Below are 25,125 nucleotides of genomic sequence, written 5' to 3'. Positions count from 1 at the left end.
GGGGCCCGAGCTGACTTACGAACCGGACTTGCGCTTGTTCCACACGTCGAAGCCGACCGCGGCCAACAGGGCCAGGCCCTTGATGACCTGCTGCCAGTCGGTGCCGACACTGAGGAGGTTCATGCCGTTGTTCAGCACGCCGAGGACGAGACCACCGATGATCGCGCCGAGGACCGTTCCCACACCGCCGCTCATGGACGCGCCACCGATGAACGACGAGGCGATCGCCTCGAGCTCGAAGTTGAGGCCCGCCTTCGGCGAGGCCGCGTTCAGGCGGGCGGCGACGACCAGACCCGCCAGGGCCGCGAGCACGCCCATGTTCAGGAAGACAAGGAAGGTGACCTTCTTGTCCTTGACGCCGGACAGCTTCGCCGCCGGCAGGTTGCCGCCGATCGCGTAGATGTGACGGCCGAAGACGGCGTTGCGCATCAGGTAGCCGTAGCCGACCACCAGCAGGGCCAGGACGATCAGGATGATCGGCGCGCCCTTGTAGCTGGCGAGCAGCATCGTGACCGTGAGGATCGCGGCGACGATGGCGACGAGCTTGAGCAGGAAGAGGTTCCTGGGCGCCACGTCGAGGGCGAACTCCTGCTGCCGCTTGCGGTCGCGGACCTCCTGGACGACCGTGAAGGCGATCAGCGCGAAGCCCATCAGCAGCGTGATGTTGTGGTAGTTGGTGGTCGGGCCGACCTCCGGCAGGAAGCCGTTGCCCATCTTCTGCAGACCGTCCGGGAACGGACCGAGGGTCTGGCCCTTCAGGAGCATCTCCGTCAGGCCGCGGAAGATCAGCATGCCCGCGAGGGTGACGATGAAGGACGGTATGCCGAAGTAGGCGATCAGGAAGCCCTGTGCCGCGCCGGCGGCCGCGCCGATGACCAGGCACAGCAGCAGCGCGAGGGGCCACGCCACACTGTGCTGCACCGTCAGCACGGCCGCGAAGGCACCGGTGAACGCCGTGAGCGAGCCGACCGACAGGTCGATGTGACCCGCGATGATCACCAGCATCATGCCGATCGCGAGGATCAGGATGTAGCTGTTCTGGAGGACCAGGTTGGAGACGTTGCGCGGCAGCAGCAGGTCGCCGCCGGTCCACACCTGGAACAGGACCACGATCAGACCGAGGGCGATCAGCATGCCGTACTGCCGCATGTTGCGGCGCAGACCGTCCAGTATCAGCTGGAGCAGCCCCGTGCCGCCCGCCGATCCGCTCTTGCCCGGCGGCGCGGGGGCCGGGGTCTTGGCGGTCACATCCGTGCTCATCGGGTTACCTCTTTGTCCTTCGTCATCTGGCGCATCAGCGATTCCTGCGAGGCCTCGGCCCGGGAGAACTCGCCGGTCAGCCGCCCCGCGGCCATGGTGTAGATGCGGTCGCACATACCGAGCAGCTCGGGCAGCTCGGAGGAGATGAAGACGACCGCCTTGCCCTGGGCGGCCAGCTGGTCGATGACCGTGTAGATCTCGTACTTGGCGCCGACGTCGATGCCGCGCGTCGGCTCGTCCAGGATCAGCACATCGGGACCGGCGAAGATCCACTTGCTGAGGACGACCTTCTGCTGGTTGCCGCCGGACAGCTTGCCCACCGGCTCGAACACGGTGGGCGCCTTGATGTTCATGGACTTGCGGTAGCCCTCGGCGACCTGCCGTTCCTCGTGCTCGTCGACCACGCCCCGCTTGGCGACCTTCTTCAGCGCGGTCAGCGAGATGTTGCGGTTGATGGTGTCGATGAGGTTGAGGCCGTAGTGCTTGCGGTCCTCGGTGACGTAGGCGATGCCGTGCTCGACCGCCTCGGCGACGGTCCTGGTACGGATCTCCTTGCCGTCCTTGAGGACCGTGCCGCCCGCGTACCGGCCGTAGGAGCGCCCGAAGACGTTCATGGCCAGCTCGGTACGGCCGGCGCCCATCAGGCCCGCGATGCCGACGATCTCCCCGCGCCGCACCTGGATCGACACGTCGTCGACCACCTTGCGCTGCTGGTCGATCGGGTGGTTCACGGTCCAGTCCCTGATCTCCAGGGCCGGGGCCGCGCCCTTCTCCGGCTCGTGCGGGGTGCGCTCGGGGAAGCGGTGGTCGAGATCGCGGCCCACCATGCCGCTGATGATCCGGTCCTCGGTCGTCTCCGCCGACTTCACGTCGAGCGTCTCGATGGTGTGCCCGTCGCGGATGATCGTCACCGAGTCCGCCACCTTGCGGATCTCGTTGAGCTTGTGGGAGATGATGATCGAGGTGATGCCCTGCTTCTTCAACTCCAGGATGAGATCGAGGAGTTTGTCGCTGTCCTCGTCGTTCAGCGCCGCCGTCGGCTCGTCGAGGATGAGGAGCTTCACCTTCTTCGACAGCGCCTTCGCGATCTCCACGAGCTGCTGCTTGCCCACGCCGATGTCGGCGACGCGGGTCTCCGGGTGGTCGGTCAGACCGACCCGGCGCAGCAGCTCGGTGGCGTGCCCCAGGGTCTTCCTCCAGTCGATGAACCCACCCTTGGCGTGCTCGTTGCCGAGGAAGATGTTCTCCGCGAGGGAGAGGTACGGCGACAGCGCGAGCTCCTGGTGGATGATCACGATGCCGTGCTGCTCGCTGGCCCGGATGTCCTTGAACTCGCAGGTCTCACCCTCGAAGAGGATGTCGCCCTCGTAGGTGCCGTGCGGATGGACGCCGGAGAGCACCTTCATCAGGGTGGACTTGCCGGCGCCGTTCTCCCCGCAGATGGCGTGGACCTCGCCCTGCCGGACCGTCAGCGTGACGTCCGACAGCGCCTTGACACCGGGAAAGGTCTTGACGATCGAGCGCATTTCCAGGACGGGTCCCGCCATGGTTGTGCCTTCCAATCAGTGTGTGGTCGGGGTGGGCGGGATCACTTGAGCTGGGCGTCGGTGTAGTAGCCGCCCTTGACCAGGACGTCCTCGTAGTTGGTCTTGTCGACGCTCACCGGCTGGAGCAGGTAGGCGGGGACGACCTTGATGCGGTTGTTGTACGACTTGGTGTCGTTGATCTGCGGCTTCTTGCCCTTGATGACGTCGTCGACCATGGTGGTGGCGACCTCGGCGAGCTTGCGCAGGTCCTTGTAGATGGTCTGCGTCTGCTGGCCGGCGATGATGGACTTCACCGAGGCGATCTCGGCGTCCTGGCCGGTGATGACCGGCAGCGGCTTGCTCTTGGAGCCGTAGCCGTCCGACTTCAGCGCGGCGAGGATGCCGATGGAGATGCCGTCGTAGGGCGAGAGTACGGCGTCGACCTTGGCGCTCGAGTACGTGGAGGTCAGGATGTCCTCCATGCGCTTCTGCGCGGTGGCGCCGTCCCAGCGCAGGGTGGTGATCTTGTTCAGCGCGGTCTGCCCGGACTTGACGACCAGCTGCTTCTTGTCGATGTACGGCTGGAGCACGCTCATCGCGCCGTTGAAGAAGTAGCGGGTGTTGTTGTCGTCGTTGGAGCCGGCGAACAGCTCGATGTTGAACGGGCCCTTCTTGCCGCTGTCCAGACCGAGCTTGTGCACGATGTACGTGCCCTGGAGCCTGCCGACCTTCTCGTTGTCGAACGAGGCGTAGTAGTCGACGTTCTTGGTGCCGAGGATCAGACGGTCGTAGGAGATGACCGGGATGTCGGCGTCCGCGGCCTCCTGGAGCACGTTGTTCAGGGACTTGTTGTCGATGGCCGCGATGATCAGGCCCTTGACGCCCTGCGTGATCAGGTTCTCGATCTGGGAGACCTGGGTGTCCGGGTCGTCCTCGCCGTAGACCAGCTTGGTCTTGTAGCCCTTGGCCTCGAGGTCCTTGACGACGTTCTTGCCGTCGGCGATCCAGCGCTCGGAGGACTTGGTCGGCATCGCGATGCCGATCGTGCCGCCCTTGGAGCTGCCCTTGTTCTCCTTGCTGCCGCCGTCGCTGTTCTGGCCGCAGGCGGTCAGGGTGAGGGCGAGGGAGGCCGCTCCGGCCACGGCGGTTATGGCGGCTCTGCGAGTACGCATGATCATCATCCTTGATGTGTGGGAACGGGCTCGGTACGGCGGTGCGGTGACGGCTCGACTAGCACTGCCGGGACGATCGAGGTGCGTTGGATTCTGTTGGTTCGCGTCCTGTTTTGTGAAGCGCGTTTTCCGGAACGTTATGCGGAAGTTCCGAACCGCTTCAGAGTGCCGGGCAGCCGCGAGCCGAGGGGCGCCATGGCGCCGCCGACTCCGTGCCGTTCCAGCAGGTCGAGGGCCAGCCGGCCGCGCCGCACCCGCTCCCGGGCCGTGGCCAGGGTCAGGTCCCGCATGTGGTGGCCGTACGGGTAGATACCGGGGGCCTTGGACAGGCCGAACTTCAGGTAGAGCGGCGCGCCGCGCCGGATCAGCTCGGCGACCTCGTACATGCGGATGTATCCGCCGAGGTCGTCGGGCGCCTCGATGTACATGTCCATGGGGGCGGCGGAGGCCCGTCTGATCTCTGTGAGGTGATCGAGCGTCAGGTCGCTGGGCACGTTGACGGAGTCGGCACCGAGCCCCTCGTACACCGCATACGAGGCGGGGTTGACCGGTCCGATCAGCGCGGAGACCTTCAGCGTGGTGTCGGCGGGGATGATGCCCTGCTCACGCGCCCGGTGCAGCGTCCACAGCACGCCCTCGTCGGCGACGAGGAGGCACTTGACGCCCAGTTCGGTGGCCCTGATGGCGTCCTCGACGCAGCCGGCGACCGCGTCGTGACCGCGCGCCCTCAGGCCCGCCCCACGGGAGTCGGTGCGCACCGAGGCGCCGATGTCCCAGGTGCCGCGCGGCCCCGTGAACAGGCAGAGCTCGATGTCGCGTTCGCCCGTGGCATCGACCATCTCGGTGATCTCGGCGTCGGTCAGCATCCACACACCGCTGCCCTGGCTGATGCGGTGGATGGGCACGTCGAGTCGCGAGGCCTCCTTCAGGACGACGGCCAGCGCCTCGGGACCCTCGCACGAGGGGATCTCGGTGCGCCAGCGACCGCCGCCCGGGAAGGAGTGGGGCGAGGCGTCGGCGGGGTCGAGGGCGGGTGCGCCCAGGCCGAGCGCGGTGAGCGCCTGCTCACCGGGCCTGCGGGCTGCCGTGGCGGAAGCGTCGGTCACAAGCTGTCCTTAATGTTCGGTATTTCGGACGAGGTTCGCGGCTCGGGGTATGAAAAAAGCTGGTGGTGTACGCCGGTACGGGGGTCGTCAGGTCACCCCCGTACCGGCGTACGGCTAGGGGCGGAGCAGCACCTTGCCGACCTTCGGGTCGCCTGCCCCGACCAGCTCGATGGCCTGCGAGAACTCGGTCAGCGGCAGCTCGTGCGTGACCAGCGGCAGCGGATCCAGCAGCCCGGCACCGAACACCCGGACCGTGTGCGCCCAGGCGTCCGGCGGCGCACCGAAGACGGTGTGCACCTCCAGCTGCCGGACGACGAGGTCGGTCGGGTCGAGACCGTCGGCGCCCGCCGCCGGGATGCCCGTCAGGACCAGCCGCCCGCCACGCCGGAGCAGGGCGGCGGCCGTGCGCGCGGCGGACGCGGACCCGGCGGTCTCGATGACCACGTCGAAGTCGTCCCCGAGCTCCTGGTCCTTCAGCCGGAAGTCGGTGGCGCCGAACTGCCGCGACAGCGCCTCGCGGTCGTTCCGGGTGCCCACGACCAGCAGCTCGGCCGGGGACACCGCCTTCAGGAACTGCACGGCGAACATCCCGAGGGTCCCGGTGCCCACCACCGCCACCCGCTCGCCCGGCCGGGCGTTCGCCTTCAGCGCGGCGGCCGCGACACAGGCGGCCGGCTCCAGCAGGGCGGCGGCGGTGAGGTCGGCGTCCTCCGGCAGCGCGTGCAGCAGCCGGGCCGGAAGGGTGAGCGTGCCGGCCATGGCGCCCGGCTGGGTGAAGCCGGTCTCCTCGTACCCCGCGCTGCACAGGGTGGTCTCACCCGCGTGGCAGCGGTCGCACACCTGGCAGTTGCGGAAGCCCTCGCCGACGACCTTGCGGCCGACCAGGCTCGCCGGCACCCCGGCGCCCACCGCCCGCACGGTCCCGGACCACTCGTGGCCGGGCGTGAGCGGGTAACGGACGTACCCCTCGGGCCGGTTGCCCTGGTACACCTCGCGGTCGCTTCCGCAAATACCCACCGCGTGCACGGCGACCAGCGCCTCACCGGGGCCCGGCTCGCGCGGCTCGTGCGGGACGACCCGGTGGGCGCCCGGTGCCTCGACGACGACGGCGGTGCTCACTTCTGGGTGCCCTTCGGCTTGCGCTGCTCCCAGCCCTCGGCCCACAGGTCGAACCGGGCCTGCTGCTGCGGGAACTCGGCCGCCGCGTCGGTGTCCAGCTCGACGCCGAGACCCGGCTTGTCGGAGAGGTGGAAGTAGCCGTCGACGACCTCGGGGGCGCCCTTGACGACCTTCTTGATCTCCGCGTCGGCGAAGTCGTTGAAGTGCTCGAGGATCTTGAAGTTGGGGGAGGTGAAGCCGACCTGGAGGGAGGCGGCGGTCAGTACGGACCCGCCCACGTTGTGCGGGGCCACCAGCATGTAGTGGGTCTCCGCGGTGGCGGCCAGCTTCCGGGTCTCCCAGATGCCGCCGATGTGGCCGACGTCCGGCTGGATGATGTCCACGGACTGGCTGTCGAAGAGCTCGCGGAACTCGATCCGGTCGTGGATGCGCTCACCGGTGGCCACCGGGATGTCCACCTTGGCGGCGACCTTCTCCAGCGCCTTGAGGTTCTCCGGCGGCACCGGCTCCTCCAGCCAGGCCGGCTTGAAGGGGGCCAGCTCCTTGGCCAGCCGGACGGCGGTGGCGGGGGAGAAGCGGCCGTGCATCTCCAGCATCAGCTCGGCGTCCGGGCCGATCGCGTCCCGCACGGCCTCGATGAGGGAGACGGCGTACAGGGACTGCTCGTGGTCGAGCTCGAAGTGGCCGGTGCCGAAGGGGTCGATCTTGAGCGCCTTGTAGCCGCGCTCCATGACCCCCTGGGCGGCCTTGTGGTACGCCTCCGGGGTGCGCTCGGTGGTGTACCAGCCGTTGGCGTACGCCTTCACCTTGTCGGTGACCTTGCCGCCCAGCAGCTGCCAGACGGGCACGCCCAGGGCCTTGCCCTTGATGTCCCAGCAGGCCATCTCGACGACCGCAATGCCGGACATCACGATCTCACCGGCACGGCCGTAGTCGCCGTACTTCATACGGCGCACGAGGTCCTCGACAGCGAATGGGTCGGAACCGAGAATGTGGTTGGCCTCGGCCTCCCGCAGGTAGCCGATCAGCGCGTCGGTGTGACCGAGCATCCGGGTCTCGCCGACTCCGGTGATCCCCTCGTCGGTGTGCACCTGGACGTAGGTCAGGTTGCGCCACGGCGTCCCGACCACGTGTGTGCTGATTCCGGTGATACGCACGGCGGTTGCCCCTCAGCTGTTCGAGATTTCGTCACACGTTCGAAATGCTGGCGTGACAGTAAGGACGGGGCGGTAGGGGTGTCAATGGGTCGAACGGGTAACGGTTTCGGCAAGGCTTTCGAGAGCTCTTTCGGTCCCCCACCAAACCTTCACAGGGGTGCCTAGGAACGTTACCGTCCGGGAACTTACTCTTCCCGCGTCATGGACTACTGCCACCCGTGCCGACGGCACCTCAACGGCGCCCTCGCCTGCCCCGGGTGCGGCGCACCGGCCACGACGTCTCCCGCGTACGCGCAGGCGGGCGCGCCCGGGACGCCGTACGCGTACGAGGGGTACCCGCACGGGGGTGTGGAGGAGTCCCACCCCGACGAGTCGTACCCGCAGGGCCTTCACTCCGACGGTGAACCGCACGAGCACGCGGTGGACGAGCGGGGCGACGGCGACGAAGGCGATGAAGGGGGCGTGGAGGACGACTCCGGCGACGAACCGCAGGGCCGGGCGGCGAACCGGCGCCGGGCGCGTGGCCGCGGGGTCGACGCGGGTCCCGCGGACTCGGCCGCGAGTCGTCGCGATCGCAAGGCCGCGGCACACCGCCGCCGGCGTCGGCGCACCCTCCTGATCGCCGCGGGCTTCGTCCTGGCGGCGGGCGGACTGAGCCTCGCCGAGCTGGGCATCGACGCCCCCGGCTTCTCCAGCCCGGACCCCGCGGCGGCCGGGGGCGAGTCGGCGGACGGCGGTACGTCGACCTCCGGCCCGCATCGGACGGCCAAGCCCGTGGACGACGCCCCACGGGGCACTGGCGGCACCGCCTCGGCGGACCCGTCCGCGTCCCTGTCGCCCTCGGAGTCCGCCAAGTCCAAGGAGAAGTCCAAGGCCTCCGCATCCCCGGACGGCAAGGACACCGACCAGGCGCAGCAGTCGGCGACCACCGGCGCCGGCGGTGCCACGTCGACCCCGACGACGCCCGCGACGACCCGGCCGACGGCCACCCCGACCGTCGACCCGACCACGTCCGACCCCACTCCGAAACCTTCGCCTACGCAGACGTGCAATCGGTTCCTGTGGTGGTGCACGTAACCTGACGGCGACTCCGCCCGCCCGGTCCGGCCCCGCTCACCCGCCTCGGCGGGACACCGCCGGTTTCCCGCGGCCCTGATCCGCCGGGCGGGCGCTACGCCGGTGTCACCGCCACCACCACACTCCGGTCGGCCGCCGGGCTGGCCGCCGCCGAGACGCGGAGTGCGACCGCGCGGGCCACCTGGCCGGTGCGGGAGGCGGTTGTCAGGAGGAAGGGCTGGAGGTGTTCCAGGCCGGCCACGATGAGTTCCTCACCCGCGAGCAGGGCCGGCCGAGCTGTCTTGGTGGCCGCCGCGGCCGCCTCCGTGAGGTCGGCGAGGGGCGGCAGGGCGGCGCGGACGACGTCGGCGGCGACCGCGGCCGTGCGCTCCGCCAGGGCCACCTGGAGGGGCAGCAGCGGAGCGAGCGCGGCGGTCAGGGCGTCGGCGACGCGGCGCAGCTCGGGCGTGGAGTCACGCAGGACCTCGGCCGCCGCCCGCAGCACCGGCGTCAGGGCCAGCAGGAGGCCCGCGGCGAGCCCCGCCGTCGCGGGCAGCAGCGGGGACAGCGCCTCGGCCAGCTCCCCGGCCACGGCCGCGCACTCCTCCACCGCCGGTTCCACCGCGTCCAGCACCGGGAGCAGGCTGTCGCCGAGGGCGGCGAGCAGGGCCTGGGCCGGCGCGCTGACCGGGTGCGTGGCCAGCGGGGCGCCGGTCGTGCCCAGCCGGGTCAGGGTGTCGACGATGCGGTAGAACGCCTCCTGCGCCTGCGGTGAGGCGCTGGCCTCGGCCAGTTCGGCCGTCGTCCGGCGCAGTACCCGCAGCAGTTCGGTGCCCGAACCGTCCCGTGGGTCGAGGGTGTTGATGGCGATCTTCGTGATGTTGCCGGCCGTGTCCAGGAGCTGGCCGGTGATGTCGGTCGTGCCGCGTGCCATGCGCAGCACGTCATCCCTGCTGGGGAGCGAAGGAATCGTCGCCATGGGCCCCTCCCGCCTCGCCGCCGCCCGCTCCGGGCGCACCCGCCACCAGCATGCACGCTGCGGCCCGTCCGCAGGGGACATCGGGGAGACCAGGGCGCCAACAGACGAAGAAAGCGGTTGAGTCGAAGGGACGCGTCGCGCCGTATTCGATCTAGGGAATCACCCGGAGGAGGCACGCGGATGACGCAGGAGATCACCGTCAACGGCACGGTCGCCGACGGCTTCGAGGCGGTGCGCGAGGAGTTCGCCGCGTTCGTCGCAGCGGAACGGGACGACTACGAAGGGCAGTTGTGCGCGTACGTCGACGGCCGGCGGGTCGTCGACCTGTGGGCGGGGGAGGACGTCGACGGAGGCTCCCTGTACGGGGTGTACTCGTCGACCAAGGGAGCCGCCCATCTGGTCGTGGCGCTGCTCGTGCAGGACGGCACACTGGAACTGGACCGCAAAGTCACCTACTACTGGCCCGAGTTCGCCGCCGAGGGCAAGGGCGCGCTGACCCTGCGCGATCTGCTGGCGCACCGCGCGGGCCTGGTCGGCACCGACACCGGTTTCAGCCCGGCGGAGCTGGCCGACGACCGGGCGATGGCCGAACGCCTCGCCGACCAGCGGCCGTTCTGGCGGCCCGGCACGGGCTTCGGCTACCACGCGCTGGTCATCGGCGCCCTGACCGGCGAGGTGGTGCGGCGCGCCACCGGCCGGACGATCCAGGAGCTGCACGAGGAGCGGGTGCGCGCCCCCTACGGACTGGACTTCCACCTGGGCCTGCCGCCCTCCCGGGAGCCCCGTTTCCGCAGCGTCCAGCCGATGCTGCCGACCGCGAAGCAGCAGGCCCTGCTGGACGAGCTGCCGAGCGGGCCGCACACGCTGGCGTCCATCGCCTTCAACCGGCACGCGGCCGAGCCGACCGACATCCAGGCGCTGCCCAACGACCGCCTGGTCCGCGCCAAGGGCCCGGCGTCGGTCGGCGGGGTCGCCTCGGCGCGCGGCCTTGCAGGGCTGTACGCGGCGGTGATCAGCGACGTCGACGGCAAGGCGCCGCTGCTGAAGCCGGACACGGTGGCGGAGTTCGGGCAGCTGCACTCCGCCGGTTACGACCTGGTGGCCCGCGGCCACAAGGCGTACGGCCTGGGCTTCCAGGCGACCGCGGACGCCTGGCACCCCTTCCTCGGCGCGGGGGCGTTCGGGCACGCCGGCGCGGGCGGCTCCCAGGCCTTCGCGGACCCGCGCAGCGGTCTCGCCTACGGCTACACCCGCCGCCGGTTCGCCTTCCCGGGCGGTGCGGCCCCGGAGAACGACCGGCTGGCCAGGGCGGTGCACCGGGCGGCGCTGGGACTGTGAGCCGGGGGCGGTGGCCGTGGCCCCACGTCCAGGGGTCACGGCCTCCGTCGTACGCGACGACCGCCGTCGGGCGGGCAGGACAGCAGGCCGGTGCGGGCGGTTCCCAGGCCGTCGCGGGCCCGCGCAGCGGTCTCGCTGGGACTGTGAGCCGAGGGCGGAGGCCGTGGCCCCACGTCCTAGGGTCACGGCCTCCGTCGTACGCAACGACCGCCGTCGGCGGGCGTCACGGTGCTTTTGGGATCGGTCAGAGCTTGACGATCATCTTTCCGGTGTTGTCGCCGCGCAGCACGCCGAGGAACGCCTCCAGGTTGTTCTCGATGCCCTCGACGACCGTCTCGCGGTACTTGAGCTCGCCGGAGCGTACCCAGGCGCCGACCTCCTGGACGAACTGCGGCTGGAGGTCGTAGTGGTCGCCGACCAGGAAGCCCTCGATGCGGCCCCGGGTCTGGATGAGGCGGGCGAGGTTCTTCGGGCCGGGGGCGGGCTCGGTGTTGTTGTAGACCGAGATCATGCCGCAGACCGCGATCCGGCCGCCCTGGTTGAGCAGGCCGATGGCCGCCTCCAGGTGGTCGCCGCCGACGTTGTCGAAGTAGACGTCGACACCCTCGGGGGCGGCCTCGCGCAGCTGCTCGCCCACGGGCCCGGCCTTGTAGTTGAACGCGGCGTCGAAGCCGTACTCCTCCACCAGCAGCTTCACCTTCTCGTCGGACCCGGCCGAGCCGATGACCCGCGAGGCGCCCTTGAGCTTGGCGATCTGGCCGACCTGGCTCCCGACGGCACCGGCCGCGCCGGAGACGAAGACGGAGTCGCCCTCCTTGAAGGAGGCGGTGCGCAGCAGGCCGGCGTAGGCGGTGAGGCCGGTCATGCCGAGGACGCCGAGGTACGTCGACAGGGGCGCGGCCTCGGGGTCGACCTTGACGGCGTGCTTCGCGTCCACGACCGCGTACTCGCGCCAGCCGAAGAAGTGCAGCAGGTGGTCACCGGCGGCGATGCCCTCGGCGTTGGAGGCGACGACCTCGCCGACCGCCCCGCCCTGCATGACCTTGCCCAGCTCGAAGGGGGCGACGTACGACTTGGCGGCGCTCATGCGGCCGCGCATGTACGGGTCGACGGAGAGGTACTTGTTCCGCACCAGCACCTGGCCCTCGCCCGGGGTGGGGACCTCCGCCTCGACCAGGGCGAAGTCCTCGGGCTTCGGCCAGCCGACCGGGCGGCTGAGCAGGTGCCATTCGCGGTTGATCATGACTGCGCCTTTCCAAATTTACTTCAGTACCTGAAACAACCATGCTCCTGAATATTTCAGGATGTCAAGTAACGGGGTATTCTGGAGGGCATGTCCACCCCACAGAAGACCCGCCGCCCCGACGAGCTGACCATGGAGGTCGTCGAGCTCATCGGGGACGTCGTGTCCCGGTTCTACGCCGACTACGAGGAGGCGGCGGGCGAACACGCGCTCACCGGCGCACAGGCCCGGCTGCTGAGTCTGCTTTCCCTGGAGCCGCTGCCCATGCGCAAGCTGGCGCAGAAGCTGAAGTGCGAGCCGTCGAACGTCACCGGGATCGTGGACCGGCTGGAGAACCGCGGCCTGGTGGAGCGCCGCCCCGACCCGGCCGACCGCCGGGTGAAGCTGGCCGCCGCCACGGACGAGGGCCGCAGGGTCGCCCGGGACCTGCGGGAGGGCCTGCGCTTCGCCCGCGAACCGCTGGCCGGACTGTCCGACGAGGAGCGGCTCGCGCTGCGGGACCTGCTGCGGCGGATGCTGGACGCCTGAGGGCCGGACGCCCCCCGCCACGGCCCCGGCGCGCCCCGATAGGGTTCCCCCATGCGTGATCTCGGGGTGGGTTTCGGTTATCTCCTGAAGGGCCAGCGCTGGGTGGCCCGGCACGGCAAGCAGTACGGCTTCGGCCTGCTCCCCGGCCTGATCGCCCTGGTCCTGTACGCGGCGGCGCTGATCGCGCTCGCCGTGTGGGGCGAGGACTTCGTCGCCTGGACCACCCCGTTCGCCGACGACTGGTCGAGCCCCTGGCAGGGCCTCTTCCGCGGCTTCCTCACGGTGGTCCTCTTCGCCCTCGGCCTGCTGCTCGCCGTGGTCACCTTCACCGCGGTGACGCTGCTGGTCGGCCAGCCCTTCTACGAGAGCCTCTCCGAGAAGGTCGACCGGGACGTCTCACCCGACGGGACGGCACCCGAGTCCGGCCTCCCGCTCTGGCGCGAGCTGTGGATCTCCGCCCGCGACAGCCTGCGCATCGTGCTCCGCGCCGCCGTCTGGGGCGTCCTGCTGTTCGCCCTCGGCCTGCTGCCCTTCGTCGGCCAGACGGTCATACCGGTGCTCGGCTTCTTCGTCACCGGCTCCTTCCTCACCGAGGAACTCACCGCCGTCGCCCTCCAGCGCCGCGGCGTCGAACTCCGCACCCGCCTCACCCTGCTCCGCTCCCGCAAGACCCTGGTCTGGGGCTTCGGCACCCCCCTCGGCCTGGCCTTCCTGGTCCCGGTCGTCGCGGTGTTCCTGATGCCGGGAGCGGTCGCGGGCGCGACCCTCCTCGCCCGTGACCTGCTGGGCGAGGAGAACGCCGAGGAGCCGGACGAGACCGAGGACGACGAGAGGGTCACCTCCTGAACGTCGCGTCCGCCGCCACCGTCACGATCGCCCGTACCTGCGCGATGATGTCCAGCCGGTTCCGGACGAACTCCGGATCCGTGACCGTGCCGGTCGCCGGGTCGGTGTTGCCGGAGCCGAACCGGAGGACCGGCGTGTGCACATGGCCGCCGGGCAGCGTGCCGTGCAGGCCGAGCCGGTCCCGGAGCAGCGTGGCCCGGTAGGCGATCTCGTTGGAGAGGTAGTCCCCGCCGCCCCCGGCGCGCGCCGTCGAACCGGGGGTCGGGCCGTCCGCCCGTACGACGGGGTCGGTGCCTCCCCCAGAGGGGGCACCCCCAGCCGGGATCTCGGTGACCTCCGTGTGGTCGTACACCGGGAAACGTCCCGTGTCCGCGGCCACGATCCGCTGGTACGGCAGGGTCGTCGTCGTCCACTGGGGCTGCGTGGCCGGGTCGGTCACCGGGACGGTCTCCGTACGGGAGACGTTGTCGTTGTCGGGGAAGCCGCCCCGCCAGGCCCCGTTGGTGCGCTCGACGTCGAACCGCCCGACCCGCCCCTGGCTCACGGTCGTGAACAGGTCCACCTCCGGCAGGTACGGCCGCAGCGTCCGCTCCACCGTCCCCTGCGCGAAGTCCTGCCAGCGCACCGGGAAGACCGCCGTCTCGACCCGCGCCGGGCCGTCCGCCGTCTCGATCACCGTGCCGTCCAGGGCCAGCGCCAAGGCCCCGGACGGATTGGAGATACGGATGTCACGGTCGAGGGTGAAGGGGTCGAACCCGGTGACGAGGATGCGCTTGATGCCCTTGCCGCGCGCCGGATACCGGATGTCCGCCTGACCCCGCGAGGTCCGCTCCAACTCGTCCAGCAGCGCCCCGCGCCGCTCCTCGCTCAGCCCGAACCCGGGCTCCCACGCCCGCACTTCACGGGTCATCCCCAGCCGCGCCCAGTACAGCGGCCGGTCGTCGTCCCGGCTGAGGCCCGCCCGTCTCCCCCCACCACCCTTCCAAGGAAGCGCTTCGCGCCCTTCTGATTCCGCCGGGCCCCGGCCCTGCGCCCGGTCCACCGCCCGCCGCCACAGCGCCGATCCCTCGCGCGCGACGACACGACGGGCCTGTGCGAAGCTCCGCGCCCGGTCCAGCGCGCGGGCGAAGTCCGGGGCGACGGTGTCGAATCCGGAGCGCCGCAGGATCTCCTGGGGCACGGCCTTGTCGAGCCGCTGTTCCTCGACGGTCGGCGCGGCTGCCGTCGTGGCGGAGGCCGTGGTCGTCGGGACGGCCAGTCCCGCGAGCAGGGTGAGACCGAGAATGCCCATCCGAAGGCGTATGGCAGTCAAGGGGGTTCGGGTCCTTCCGTCGCAGTGGGGTGCGGTCGTGCCGGACGGCCGCAGTATCGCGTGACGGAAGTGGCCCACGCCATGGGGCGGTTCAGCCGGGGACCCGGGCCGCGGCCTCCCGCAGTGCCGTCAGGAACGCCCGGGCCGCCGGGGCGAGCGCGCGCCCCCGCGCCGCCGCCGCGTACACCGCCCGGGCCGGTGCCCCCTCGTCGAGCACCCGCAGCAGGGCCACGTCGGGCCGTACGGACTCGGCGGCCAGCGCCGGGACCAGGGCCACACCGAGGCCCGCCGCGACGTACCCCTGCTTGGCCGTCCACTCGGCCACGACATGCGCCACCCGGGGCCGGAAGCCCCGGCGCAGGGCCGCGTCCAGCAGGGTGCCCTCGGGGCGGGGACCGCCGGAGACCCAGTCGGCGTCGGCGAGCAGGTCCAGCCGGACCTCCCCGGCACCGGCCAGGGGATGGCCGGCGGGGACGGCCACGTACAGGGACTCGTCGAGGAGATGGTGGAGTTCGTACGCGTCCAACGGGACGCGGCCGGTCGTCGAGACGATCGCCAGGTCGAGGTGGCCGGTGGCCAGCCGGTCCAGCAGGGCGGGCGTGAGGCCCTCCTCGCGCGACACCCGGACGTGCGGGTGACGGGCGCGGAAGGCGGCCAGGGTGTGCGGCACCAGCGCCGCGTCGGCCGTCGGGAACGCGCCGAACCTGAGCCGTCCGCCCGCCACCTCACGCAGCGCGGTCAGCTCGCGGGCCGCGCCGAGCAGCGACTCGGTGACCGCCTCCGCGTGCGGGACCAGCGCCCGGCCCGCCTCCGTGAGCCGTACGCCCCTGGGCAGCCGGTCGAACAGCGCCGTCCCGCCGAGCGCCGCCTCCAGCGACGCCACCTGCCGGGACACCGCCGACTGAGTCCAGCCGAGCGTCCGCGCGGCCACGGTGAACGAACCGCTCCGGGCGACCTCCAGGAACACCCGCAGCCACGCGGTGGACAGATCGGGGACCTCGCGAACGGGCCTGCCATGCGTGCTTCGCATGACAGCGATGCTAGACATTCGCTTGTCGCATCCGTGGGGCGGGCCTAGCGTCGAGCGCATGGAGAAGATCGAGAAGTTGGAGAAGGTCGCCTTCCTCGGCCTGGGCCACATGGGTGCGCCCATGGCCGGCCGACTCCTCGCCGCCGGGCACCCGTTGACCGTCTGGAACCGCACCGCCGCCAAGGCGGCACCGCTCGTCACCGGGGGCGCCGTGCTCGCCGCGTCCCCCGCCGACGCGGTCCGGGACGCCGATGTCGTGGTGACGATGCTCGCCGGCCCCGCCGCGGTCGCCTCGGTCGCCGCCGACGCCGTCCCGGCGGTGCGGACCGGCGCGCACTGGGTGGAGATGTCGACCGTCGGACCGGACGCGGTACGCGAACTCGCCGACCGGCTCGGCGACCGGGTCACGCTCGCACGGGCGCCGCGCTCAAGCTGGTCGCCAACACCGCGGTGATCGGCGGGATCGCGGTGGTAGCCGAGGCACTGCGGCTGGCCGGTGCGCTCGGTCTGGACCCGGACACGGCCCGTACCGCCCTCGCGAACGGCCCGCTCGGTGCCGTCGTCGCCCGCGCCTTCGCCGGGGGCGTCCATTTCGACACCGCGCTCGCCGTGAAGGACCTGGAACTGGCCGTGAAGACCACCCGGCTGCCCGCCGTGGAAGCCGCCCTGGCCCAGTACCGGGACGTCTGCGCCGACCCCGCCCTGGCCCACGCCGACCTCGCGCGCGCCGTCGCCCACCTCATCGCCCGTGACTGAGACCGCCCTCAAGGAGCCCCGTGCACATCACTCTGGACGACCCCGCCTCCGCGCCCCAGCCCCTCAGCCCCTACTACTCCCAGGTCGCCCGCGTCGAACACGCCGACGGCAGCGCCCTGTTGTACCTCTCCGGGCAGATCGCCGAGGGCGCGACCCTCGCCGAGCAGTCCCGGGGCGTCTTCGAGACGATCGCCGCGCTGCTGAACGCGCACGGCGCCACCCTCGCGGACGTCATCAACATCCGCACCTACCTGACCGACATCTCCCGCCTGGAGGAATACGGCGCCGTACGACGGGAGTTCCTCACCGGTACCCCGCCCACCAGCATGACCTTCGAGGTACCACGCCTGTTCCGGCCGGAGGCCCAGATCGAGATCGAGGTAGTGGCGGCGGTACCGGCCGGCGGATAAGCACACGCCGGGGGGCGCAGCCCCCCGGCGGCGCGGGGAACTGCGCGCTCTCAGCCACACAAGACCGGCAGTCGCCCGACGGCGGAGTAAACCGAGTTGGCAGGCGCCGCGTTCCCCGCCTAGCCTGCGGCAGCATGAAGGCTGCCAATCTGGGCGTGTTGTTCCTCATCGAACTGGGCGCCCTGGCCGCCACCGCCTACTGGGGGTTCACCCTCGACGTCGCCGCCCCGCTCGCCTGGCTGCTCGGGATCGGCGCGCCCGCCGTACTGGTCGTGCTGTGGGCGCTGTTCGGATCGCAGAAGGCGGCGCACAAGACGCGCGGCGCGGTCCGCGTCGTCTTCGAACTGCTGTGGTTCGGCGCCGGCGTGGCCGCGCTGTTCCTTGCCGGGGCGACGGGGTGGGCGGTCGCCTTCGCTCTGGTGTGTCTGCTGAGCAAGGCGCTGGCCGTCGCCTGGGGGCAGTAGGCCGGGGCCGCCGGCTGGGCAGGATGGAAACACCGGACGGACTTCGACGAGGAGGCACCGCGATGGTGGGAGACCCTGGGGAACAGGCTCGTGAGGCGGTCGTGGAGGCCGCGCTCGCCCGGCTCGGGCTCGACGCCAAGACCAGGCTGCTGGCCGGGCAGGACATGTGGACGCTGCCCGCGCTGCCGGAGATCGGCCTGACGTCCCTCGTCATGTCCGACGGACCGATCGGCGTCCGGGGTGTGCGCTGGACCGCCGACGACCCCTCCGTCGCCCTGCCCTCCCCGACCGCGCTCGCCGCCGCCTGGGACCCGGAACTGGCCCGCCGGGCAGGGGTGCTGCTCGCCCAGGAGGCCCGCCGCAAGGGCGTGCACGTGCTGCTCGCGCCCACCGTCAACCTGCACCGGTCGCCGCTCGGCGGCCGCCACTTCGAGGCCTACAGCGAGGACCCGTACCTGACGGGACGGATCGGCGCCGGCTATGTGACCGGCGTGCAGTCCGGCGGCGTCGCCACCACCGTCAAGCACTTCGTCGCCAACGACGCCGAGACCGAACGCTTCACCGTGAACAACCTGGTGGACGAACGCACCCTGCGCGAGCTGTACCTGGCCCCGTTCGAGGCGATCGTCGCCCGCGCCCGCCCCTGGGGCGTCATGACCGCCTACAACACGGTCAACGGCACCACGATGACCGAGCACCACCACCTCGTCGAGGAAGTCCTGCGCGGCGAATGGGGCTTCGACGGCGTCAACGTCTCCGACTGGGCGGCCGCCCGCTCCACGGCCGGCGCCATCGAGGGCGGCCTCGACATCGCCATGCCCGGCCCGGTCACCGTGTACGGCGAGGCCCTCGCCCGGGCCGTGCGCGCGGGCGAGGTCGCCGAGGCGAGGGTCGACGCCGCCGTACGGAACGTGCTGCGGCTCGCCGCCCGTGTCGGCATCCTGGCCGGCGCCGAACCGGTGGTCGCCGAGCCGCCGCGGCAGGTAGACGGCCAGGCCCTGGCCCGGGAGATCGCCCGCCGCTCCTTCGTCCTCGTACGGAACGAGGCGCGCGGCGAGCGCCCCGCCCTGCCCCTGCGGCCCGGCACGGTCGCGCTGGCCGGCGCCGCCGCCCGGGACGCCCGTGTCCTCGGCGGCGGCTCCGCCACCGTCTTCCCGTCCCGGACCGTCTCCCCGCTCGACGCCCTCACCGCGGCCCTGCCCGAGGGCACCCTCACGTACACCGTCGGCGCCGATCCCAGCACCGAACTCGCCACCGGGGAGCCGGGTCTCGATCTGCGCGCGGTCTGCCGCGACGCCGCCGGCCGGGTGCTCGGCACACGCGGCGCACCCGGCGGGCAGATCCAGTGGATGGGCTCCGACCTCCCCGACGGCGTCACCCGGGACACCCTCCACACCGTCGAACTGACCGGCACGTTCACCCCGCGGGAGAGCGGCACGCACACCTTCGGCATCCGGGGCCTGGGCGCCTTCACCCTCACCATCGGCGGCACGACGCACTACGACGACGTCCAGCGCCCCACCGGCGGCGACCCGTTCGCCGCCTTCTTCAACGCCCCCGTGCCCCGGGCCGAGGTGGACCTCACCGAGGGCGAACCGGTCGAGGTCTCCCTCACCCACGTCGTGAAGCACCCGGCGGGCGCCCCCCTCAAGAGCGTCACCTTCGCCGTCGCCCACCAGGACCCCCGCCGCGACCCCGACGAACTCATCGCCGAGGCCGCCCGTGCCGCGCGCGACGCGGACACGGCCGTCGTCGTGGTCGCCACCACCGAGCGCGTCGAGTCCGAGGGCTTCGACCGCACCGACCTGCGCCTCCCCGGCCGTCAGGACGACCTCGTCCGCGCCGTCGCCGCCGCCAACCCGAACACCGTGGTCGTCGTGAACTCCGGCTCCCCGGTGGAACTGCCCTGGCGGGACGAGGTCGCGGCCGTGCTGCTGAGCTGGTTCCCCGGCCAGGAGGGCGGCGCGGCCCTGGCGGACGTGCTGACGGGGGCGTACGAGCCCGGTGGCCGGCTGCCCACCACCTGGGGCTCCCTGGCCGACGCCCCGGTCACCCGGGTCGCCCCGGAGAACGGGGAACTGGCTTACACGGAAGGCGTGTTCATCGGTTACCGGGCCTGGGAGAAGGCCGGCCGCACCCCCTCCTACCCCTTCGGACACGGCCTCGGCTACACCGACTGGACCTACGAGTCGCTGCACGTGGCGGACACCACCGTCACCGTCCGCCTCCGCAACACCGGCGAACGGGCCGGACGCGAGGTCGTCCAGGTCTACCTGGCCCCGAGCGTGCCCGACCCCGAGCGCCCCGCCCGGTGGCTCGCCGGGTTCTCGGGCGTCGAGGCGGAACCCGGCGAGAGCGTCGAAGTCACCGTCGACATCCCGCTTCGCGCCTTCGAGACCTGGGCAGAGAAGCGGTGGGTGGTTGTGAAGGGTTCGTACGAAATCCAGGTGGGCCGCTCGATCGGAGACCGCAGGCTCGCCGCGACGATTAACGTCTGATCCGGGACAACCCCCCACGAGCAGCCCCGGCCCGGGACCCTGACCCCTGGGCCGGGGCTCGCAACTCCCGCCCTCTTGCGGGCAGTCGTTTGATCAGTCGTTTGATCACGACATCGCACAGCCCTAGTATCCGGTCGGCTCGGCGCACACGTCGGGCCTCGGACAAACGGGGAGTGCTACATGAAGAAAATCGGTGCGGGCGCTTTGGTCGCGGCCTTGGCCACGGTCTTCGCCGCGGCTTCGCCCGCGAGCGCCGCGAACGAGGGCACCGGCTGGAAGCTGGAGTCCGGCAAGCCGTACTACATATCGAGTCTGGCGCACCACAGCACGTACACCATCTCCTTCGTGACGCAGAAGTCACGCAGCTTTCTCACCACGTATCTGAAGATCCCGGTCCAGCAGCTCAACGCGATGCCGGAGGTGAGGAACGCGGGAATCAAGTTCGTGCTGTCCACCACCGTCGAGGGCGGGACGAACTACCGGAACAAGAAGTACTGCGCCGGTCCCCAGCACCACATCATGTTCGGGCTGAAGTACCAGCCACTCGGGCAGAAGGGCATGTCGCGTGCCCTTCCCTGCACCAATCTCAACACGCATGCCGCCTGGGGCGGATACGTCGAGATGGACACCGAGTACTGGACCAGCACCGGCAAGGAGAACAACTGGTTCGGCTCGAACAAGACCAAGGCTCACGCGATGACCGTCAACGCGGTCACCCATGAGCTGGGTCACATGATGGGCCTGGACCACCCGGACCCGTCGAAGTTCAGCCCGAACGAGACCAAGCCGGTGATGACCTCTCCGAACGGCGGCTACCTGAACACCAACGGCGGCAAGTACACCGCCGCTGACCTTCGCGGGATCAGGAAGCTGGTCTCCAACGGCGCCTGACGCCGGCACGCGCCGCCCCTAGCCGCGCACCCCGAAGCCGTACACCGTGGCCGAGCGGTACACCCCGCCCGGCCGCAGTTCGGTGCTGGGGAACTCGGGGCGGTTGGGGGAGTCGGGGAAGTGCTGGGTCTCGAGCGCGACGGCGGCGCCCGGCGTGAACGGGTCGCCGAGGTGGTCGGCGGTGTAGAACTGGAGACCGGGCTCCGTCGTCGCGATCGTGAGCAGCCGCCCGGACACCGGGTCGTACAACTCGGCGACGTTCTCCGGGGTGTCGGTGACGCCCTTGTCGAGCACGAAGTTGTGGTCGTAGCCGGAGCCGGCCTCGCGGGGCGTACGGAAGTCGAAGCGGGAGCCGGTGACGTCCGCCAACTCGCCGGTCGGGATCAGGTCGGCGTCGACCGGGGTGTAGCGGGAGGCGGCGAGGCGGAGTCGGTGGCCGGCCGGGCCCGTGCCGCCGCCGAGGTCGAAGTAGCTGTGGTTGGTCAGGTTCACCACGGTCGGCGCGTCCGTCACCGCCTCGTACGCGATCCGCAGCGCGCCGGAGGCGTCCAGGGTGTACGTCGCCGAGACCTCCAGCCGGCCCGGGAAGCCCTCCTCGCCGTGCGGGCTCACCCGGGTCAGGCGTACCCCGTGCCCGACCGGCTCCGCCTCCCACACGCGTTTGTCGAACCCACGATCGCCGCCGTGCAGACAGTTCGGTCCGTTGTTCGGCGCGAGTGTGTACGTGTGGCCGTCGAGCGTGAAGCGGGCGCCCGCGATCCGGTTGGCGTAGCGGCCCACCAGGGCGCCCAGAAACGGCTCCGGGTGCCGCAGGTAGCCGTCGAGGCCGTCGAACCCCAGCACCACGTCCGCCGCCCGCCCCGCCCGGTCCGGGACCTCCACCGACTGCACGATCCCGCCGTACGTCAGGACCCTCACCCGCGTCCCGGCGCGCTCCAGCGTCCAGCGGTGGACCTCGGTACCGTCGGAAAGTGTGCCGAAAAGTTCGCTCATGTGGGAAACACTAGGTCACGAACCCAGGTCACGAACCTAGGTCACCGGCTCCTTCGCCGTGACCGTCCGGTACGCGATCGCCGCCAGCCGGGACTGGCCGTCCGTGCTCGGGTGGAACCAGTCCCAGCGGCTCAGCTGACCGGTGCCGAAGCGGTAGTCGAAGACCGCGTTCCCGTCGAAGCGGCACCGCCGGTCCTTGGCGCAGACCTCCTCCAGCACCTTGTTGTAGGCCTCCACCCGCTGCTGCACCGTGTCCCGGCGCAGGGTCGCCGTGCTGGTCAGGTCGTCCGCGTCACCCAGCATCGACGGGCAGATGCCCAGCTTCCACACCTGCTTGCCCAGCGGGTTCGTCCGGCCCTCGGACCACAGCCGCTTCAGGTTCGGCACGCTCGCCACGTACACCTGCGTCTTCGGCAGGGACTCGCGCAGTGTGCTCATCGCCTCCTCGAAGGAGGCCCGGAACGCGGTCACCGAGGTCATCGCCGAGGGCGTCGCCCGGCAGGCGTCGTTCGCCCCGGCCATCACCGTCACCAACTGGGGCTTCCGGGTGACCGCCTGGGTCATCTGCCCCGGCAGGTCCGCCATCCGGGCGCCGGTCACCGCGTAGTTCCAGCTGCGCCCGGCCGCCTTGGACCGCCCCAGCAGCCGTACCGCCAGACTGTCGACCTGCTTGCTGGTGCCGGTCGCCCAGGACACCTCGGGGCAGTCCGACAGCACCATGCACGCGTCGAAGCCGCGGGTGATGGAGTCGCCGACCGCGGCGATCGAGGAGGGGCTGCGGTCCCACACCGGGGCCGGCCTGGACGCCTTCGCGCGGGTGCCGTCCGGCGCCGGGGAGTCACCGCCCACGACGTCACAGCCGGCCGCCCCCAGAACCGCCGCCAGCACTACGGCGAGAACGGCCCGTGAACGCCGGCGTCGATATCGCATGCCCAGGTCCATCCCCTCGTCGTGCCGTCATGGTCCCCAACCCATGACAACGCGCGAGGGTTCCCGGTGGGCGGCATGGAACGGCTCACACCCGTACTAGCGTCCCCATGGGTGAATGGCGGGCGTTTCCTGGCCCCGGGAGCGACGGTACGTCACACTCCTTGCGCCGCCGCACGGTAGCCTCGCCATCAACGCGGCCGTCGCGTCACTGCCGCCCAGCCCGACCGCAAGATGTCCCGCTCTGCCCGGAGGTTCCGGTGACGACACGTGGAGTTCTGTACGTGCACTCCGCGCCGCGCGCGCTGTGCCCGCACGTCGAATGGGCCGTCGCCGGGGTGCTGGGCACACGGGTCAGCCTCGACTGGATCCGGCAGCCCGCGGCCCCCGGCACCTGGCGCTCGGAGTTCTCCTGGCAGGGCCAGGCCGGCACCGCCTCCAAACTCGCCTCGGCGCTGCGCGGCTGGCACCTGCTGCGTTTCGAGGTCACCGCCGAGCCCTGTCCCACCGCCGAGGGCGAGCGCTACAGCTGCACCCCCGACCTCGGCATCTTCCACGCCGTCACCGGCATCCACGGCGACATCCTCATCCCCGAGGACCGGCTGCGCGCCGCCCTGACACGGTCCCAGCGCGACGAGACGGACCTGGAGGCCGAGATCGCCAAGCTCCTCGGCAAGCCCTGGGACGACGAACTCGAACCGTTCCGCTACGCGGGCGAGGGCGCCCCGGTGCGCTGGCTGCACCAGGTGGTGTGATCGCCGCCCGGCACGCAGGAAGACCTATGAAAGGGGCCCCCACCAACTGGTGGGGGCCCCTTCATGGGCTCAGCGGCGCCGGTCAGATCGTCCGGAACGCCAGCACCACGTTGTGGCCGCCGAAGCCGAACGAGTCGTTCAGCGCGGCGATGCGGCCCTCGGGCAGCGGACGGGCCTCGCCGCGCACGACGTCCGCGTTGACCTCGGGGTCGAGCTCGTCGAGGTTGATCGTCGGCGGAGCCACCCGCTTGGTCAGGGCGAGGATCGACGCGACCGTCTCGATGCCGCCCGCGCCACCGAGCAGGTGACCCGTCATCGACTTGGTCGCGGAGATCGCCATGTGGTCGACGTCGTCGCCGAACACCTTCCGCAGCGCCTTGATCTCGGCGACGTCACCCTGCGGCGTCGACGTGGCGTGCGCGTTCACGTGCACGACCTCGGCCGGCTTGAGGTCGGAGTTGTCGAGCAGGTTCTGGAGCGCGTGCGCGATGCCGTTGCCGGACGGCTCGGGCTGCGTGATGTGGTGGCTGTCGGCGGAGATGCCCTGGCCGACGGCCTCGACGTAGATCCGGGCGCCGCGGGCCTTGGCGTGCTCCTCGGACTCCAGGACGATCACACCGGCACCCTCGCCGAGGACGAAGCCGTCCCGGCCGGAGTCGTAGGGACGCGAGGCGCCCTGCGGGTCGTCGTTGTTCTTGGACATCGCCATCATGTTGCCGAACGCGGCGATCGGCAGCGGGTGGATGGCCGCCTCCGTGCCGCCCGCGACGACGACGTCGGCGCGGCCCGTGCGGATCATCTCGATGGCGTAGCCGATGGCCTCCGCGCCCGAGGCGCAGGCCGAGACCGGGGTGTGCACACCGGCGCGCGCGCCCAGCTCGATACCGACGTTGGCCGCCGGGGAGTTGGGCATCAGCATCGGCACGGTGTGCGGGGAGACACGGCGTACGCCCTTCTCCCGCAGAACGTCGTACTGGTCGAGCAGGGTGGTCACACCGCCGATGCCGGAGGCGATGACGGCACCCAGCCGGTCGGGGTTCACGGACGCGTCCTCACCGGCCTTGGCGGTGAAACCGGCGTCCTTCCAGGCCTCCTGAGCGGCGATCAGCGCGAACTGCGCGGACCGGTCCAGCTTGCGGGCCTGCGGGCGGGGGATGATCTCGCCCGGTTCGACGGCGATCTGCGCGGCGATCTTGACCGGCAGTTCGGCCGCCCACTCCTGCTCCAGGAGGCTGACGCCGGACTGGCCGGCGATCAGGGCCTCCCAGAACGAGGCTACGTCGCCACCCAGCGGTGTGGTTGCGCCGATACCGGTGACGACCACGGTGCGATTGGTCGGGCTCACGGGAATTCTTTCTCCAACGGAATGGGGATTCAGCGGCGCCACCGCCGGGTGGCGGGGCCTAGCAGCCTGAGGTCCTAGGGAAAGGCTCAGGCCTGGTGCTTGAGGATGTAATCGGTCGCGTCGCCCACGGTCTTGAGGTTCTTGACGTCCTCGTCCGGGATCTTGACGTCGAAGCGCTCTTCGGCGGCGACGACGACCTCGACCATGGACAGCGAGTCGACGTCCAGGTCGTCGGTGAAGGACTTGTCCAGCTGGACGTCCTCAACCGGGATGCCGGCGATCTCGTTCACGATGTCGGCGAGACCGGCGACGATCTCTTCCTGAGTGGCGGCCATGTCAGGCGCTCCTTCTTAGATATCCAGACGGTGTGTGGCGTCCCGCCGCGCCGGCGGCGGGCAGGTGCAGACCGCACCG

25 protein-coding genes are annotated in these 25,125 nt (G+C 71.0%); 11 read left to right on the top strand and 14 right to left on the bottom strand.

The window, feature by feature from the left end; all coding sequences use genetic code 11:
* Positions 1-15: 15 nt before the first annotated feature.
* The 6 genes from mmsB to ACFY01_RS13415 all read right to left on the bottom strand — a co-directional run bounded on the left by mmsB (position 16) and on the right by ACFY01_RS13415 (position 7,340).
* Positions 16-1,260 (bottom strand): multiple monosaccharide ABC transporter permease, encoded by a 1,245-nt coding sequence (gene mmsB, locus ACFY01_RS13440; RefSeq protein WP_390735857.1) that lies wholly within the window; start codon positions 1,258-1,260, stop codon positions 16-18.
* Positions 1,257-2,807 carry a multiple monosaccharide ABC transporter ATP-binding protein gene (gene mmsA / locus ACFY01_RS13435; RefSeq protein ID WP_390735856.1) on the bottom strand — a complete coding sequence of 517 codons (1,551 nt, stop codon included), beginning with the start codon at positions 2,805-2,807 and terminating at the stop codon, positions 1,257-1,259. The genes mmsB and mmsA overlap by 4 nt, the downstream gene beginning before the upstream one ends.
* A 41-nt stretch (positions 2,808-2,848) precedes the next feature.
* The gene (gene chvE / locus ACFY01_RS13430) at positions 2,849-3,958 is read right to left on the bottom strand and encodes a multiple monosaccharide ABC transporter substrate-binding protein (RefSeq protein ID WP_390735855.1); all 1,110 of its coding nucleotides are present in this window, start codon (positions 3,956-3,958) and stop codon (positions 2,849-2,851) included.
* Between the two features lie 137 nt (positions 3,959-4,095).
* On the bottom strand, positions 4,096-5,064 hold the full coding sequence (locus tag ACFY01_RS13425) for a hypothetical protein (RefSeq protein WP_390735854.1): 969 nt from the start codon (positions 5,062-5,064) through the stop codon (positions 4,096-4,098).
* A 114-nt stretch (positions 5,065-5,178) separates the two neighbouring features.
* Positions 5,179-6,183 carry a zinc-binding dehydrogenase gene (locus ACFY01_RS13420; RefSeq protein ID WP_390735853.1) on the bottom strand — a complete coding sequence of 335 codons (1,005 nt, stop codon included), beginning with the start codon at positions 6,181-6,183 and terminating at the stop codon, positions 5,179-5,181.
* Positions 6,180-7,340 carry a mandelate racemase/muconate lactonizing enzyme family protein gene (locus tag ACFY01_RS13415; RefSeq protein WP_390735852.1) on the bottom strand — a complete coding sequence of 387 codons (1,161 nt, stop codon included), beginning with the start codon at positions 7,338-7,340 and terminating at the stop codon, positions 6,180-6,182. Before ACFY01_RS13415 ends, ACFY01_RS13420 begins: the two co-directional genes overlap by 4 nt.
* Before the next feature lie 201 nt (positions 7,341-7,541).
* On the opposite strand from ACFY01_RS13415, the gene ACFY01_RS13410 reads away from it, so the two are divergent.
* Positions 7,542-8,417 carry a hypothetical protein gene (locus ACFY01_RS13410; RefSeq protein WP_390735851.1) on the top strand — a complete coding sequence of 292 codons (876 nt, stop codon included), beginning with the start codon at positions 7,542-7,544 and terminating at the stop codon, positions 8,415-8,417.
* Between the two features lie 94 nt (positions 8,418-8,511).
* Here the strand turns inward: ACFY01_RS13410 and ACFY01_RS13405 are convergent, their stop codons facing one another.
* Positions 8,512-9,375, bottom strand: a complete 864-nt coding sequence (locus tag ACFY01_RS13405) for a hypothetical protein (protein ID WP_390735850.1) — start codon at positions 9,373-9,375, stop codon at positions 8,512-8,514.
* 180 nt (positions 9,376-9,555) lie between these two features.
* On the opposite strand from ACFY01_RS13405, the gene ACFY01_RS13400 reads away from it, so the two are divergent.
* Positions 9,556-10,713, top strand: coding sequence for a serine hydrolase domain-containing protein (locus ACFY01_RS13400; protein WP_390735849.1), 1,158 nt, complete (start codon positions 9,556-9,558; stop codon positions 10,711-10,713).
* 244 nt (positions 10,714-10,957) lie between these two features.
* Here ACFY01_RS13400 and ACFY01_RS13395 read toward each other — a convergent pair whose 3' ends face one another.
* Positions 10,958-11,956, bottom strand: a complete 999-nt coding sequence (locus tag ACFY01_RS13395) for an NADP-dependent oxidoreductase (RefSeq protein WP_390735848.1) — start codon at positions 11,954-11,956, stop codon at positions 10,958-10,960.
* 90 nt (positions 11,957-12,046) lie between these two features.
* On the opposite strand from ACFY01_RS13395, the gene ACFY01_RS13390 reads away from it, so the two are divergent.
* Together ACFY01_RS13390 and ACFY01_RS13385 are read left to right on the top strand one after the other, a co-directional pair.
* Complete coding sequence (locus ACFY01_RS13390; protein ID WP_390735847.1) at positions 12,047-12,484, top strand: MarR family winged helix-turn-helix transcriptional regulator; 438 nt, start codon at positions 12,047-12,049, stop codon at positions 12,482-12,484.
* A 51-nt stretch (positions 12,485-12,535) separates the two neighbouring features.
* Positions 12,536-13,330 (top strand): EI24 domain-containing protein, encoded by a 795-nt coding sequence (locus ACFY01_RS13385; protein ID WP_390735846.1) that lies wholly within the window; start codon positions 12,536-12,538, stop codon positions 13,328-13,330.
* Here the strand turns inward: ACFY01_RS13385 and ACFY01_RS13380 are convergent.
* The gene (locus tag ACFY01_RS13380) at positions 13,320-14,621 is read right to left on the bottom strand and encodes a pyroglutamyl peptidase (RefSeq protein ID WP_390735845.1); all 1,302 of its coding nucleotides are present in this window, start codon (positions 14,619-14,621) and stop codon (positions 13,320-13,322) included. The genes ACFY01_RS13385 and ACFY01_RS13380 overlap by 11 nt on opposite strands.
* 112 nt (positions 14,622-14,733) lie before the next feature.
* Positions 14,734-15,672 (bottom strand): LysR family transcriptional regulator, encoded by a 939-nt coding sequence (locus tag ACFY01_RS13375; protein ID WP_390735844.1) that lies wholly within the window; start codon positions 15,670-15,672, stop codon positions 14,734-14,736.
* Between the two features lie 58 nt (positions 15,673-15,730).
* Here ACFY01_RS13375 and ACFY01_RS13370 point away from each other — a divergent pair, with 58 nt between their 5' ends.
* The 6 genes from ACFY01_RS13370 to ACFY01_RS13345 all read left to right on the top strand — a co-directional run bounded on the left by ACFY01_RS13370 (position 15,731) and on the right by ACFY01_RS13345 (position 20,691).
* A complete protein-coding gene (locus ACFY01_RS13370) occupies positions 15,731-16,126 on the top strand; it encodes an NAD(P)-binding domain-containing protein (RefSeq protein ID WP_390735843.1) in 396 nt (131 codons plus the stop codon).
* Entirely contained in the window at positions 16,123-16,428 is a 306-nt protein-coding gene (locus ACFY01_RS13365) for a hypothetical protein (protein ID WP_390735842.1), read from the top strand. Before ACFY01_RS13370 ends, ACFY01_RS13365 begins: the two co-directional genes overlap by 4 nt.
* Before the next feature lie 20 nt (positions 16,429-16,448).
* Entirely contained in the window at positions 16,449-16,838 is a 390-nt protein-coding gene (locus tag ACFY01_RS13360; RefSeq protein WP_390735841.1) for a RidA family protein, read from the top strand.
* A gap of 134 nt (positions 16,839-16,972) precedes the next feature.
* The gene (locus ACFY01_RS13355) at positions 16,973-17,302 is read left to right on the top strand and encodes a YrdB family protein (RefSeq protein WP_390735840.1); all 330 of its coding nucleotides are present in this window, start codon (positions 16,973-16,975) and stop codon (positions 17,300-17,302) included.
* Between the two features lie 62 nt (positions 17,303-17,364).
* Positions 17,365-19,800, top strand: a complete 2,436-nt coding sequence (locus ACFY01_RS13350; RefSeq protein ID WP_390735839.1) for a beta-glucosidase — start codon at positions 17,365-17,367, stop codon at positions 19,798-19,800.
* A 180-nt stretch (positions 19,801-19,980) separates the two neighbouring features.
* Positions 19,981-20,691 carry a hypothetical protein gene (locus ACFY01_RS13345; RefSeq protein WP_390735838.1) on the top strand — a complete coding sequence of 237 codons (711 nt, stop codon included), beginning with the start codon at positions 19,981-19,983 and terminating at the stop codon, positions 20,689-20,691.
* A gap of 18 nt (positions 20,692-20,709) precedes the next feature.
* On the opposite strand, the gene ACFY01_RS13340 is transcribed toward ACFY01_RS13345, so the two are convergent.
* Positions 20,710-21,684, bottom strand: coding sequence for an aldose epimerase family protein (locus ACFY01_RS13340; RefSeq protein WP_390735837.1), 975 nt, complete (start codon positions 21,682-21,684; stop codon positions 20,710-20,712).
* Positions 21,685-21,720: 36 nt separating this feature from the next.
* The gene (locus tag ACFY01_RS13335) at positions 21,721-22,614 is read right to left on the bottom strand and encodes an SGNH/GDSL hydrolase family protein (protein ID WP_390735836.1); all 894 of its coding nucleotides are present in this window, start codon (positions 22,612-22,614) and stop codon (positions 21,721-21,723) included.
* Positions 22,615-22,871: 257 nt separating this feature from the next.
* On the opposite strand from ACFY01_RS13335, the gene ACFY01_RS13330 reads away from it, so the two are divergent.
* Positions 22,872-23,366, top strand: coding sequence for a DUF3145 domain-containing protein (locus ACFY01_RS13330; RefSeq protein ID WP_132851096.1), 495 nt, complete (start codon positions 22,872-22,874; stop codon positions 23,364-23,366).
* An 82-nt stretch (positions 23,367-23,448) separates the two neighbouring features.
* On the opposite strand, the gene fabF is transcribed toward ACFY01_RS13330, so the two are convergent.
* Both fabF and ACFY01_RS13320 read right to left on the bottom strand, forming a co-directional pair.
* On the bottom strand, positions 23,449-24,711 hold the full coding sequence (gene fabF, locus ACFY01_RS13325) for a beta-ketoacyl-ACP synthase II (protein ID WP_390735835.1): 1,263 nt from the start codon (positions 24,709-24,711) through the stop codon (positions 23,449-23,451).
* Between the two features lie 86 nt (positions 24,712-24,797).
* Complete coding sequence (locus ACFY01_RS13320; RefSeq protein ID WP_015660680.1) at positions 24,798-25,046, bottom strand: acyl carrier protein; 249 nt, start codon at positions 25,044-25,046, stop codon at positions 24,798-24,800.
* Positions 25,047-25,125: the final 79 nt, after the last annotated feature.

Source organism: Streptomyces sp. NPDC001480 (assembly GCF_042894725.1).
GTDB lineage: Bacteria > Actinomycetota > Actinomycetes > Streptomycetales > Streptomycetaceae > Streptomyces.
Note: the sequence above shows the minus strand (reverse complement) of the source record. Positions and strands in the feature narration are given on the sequence as shown.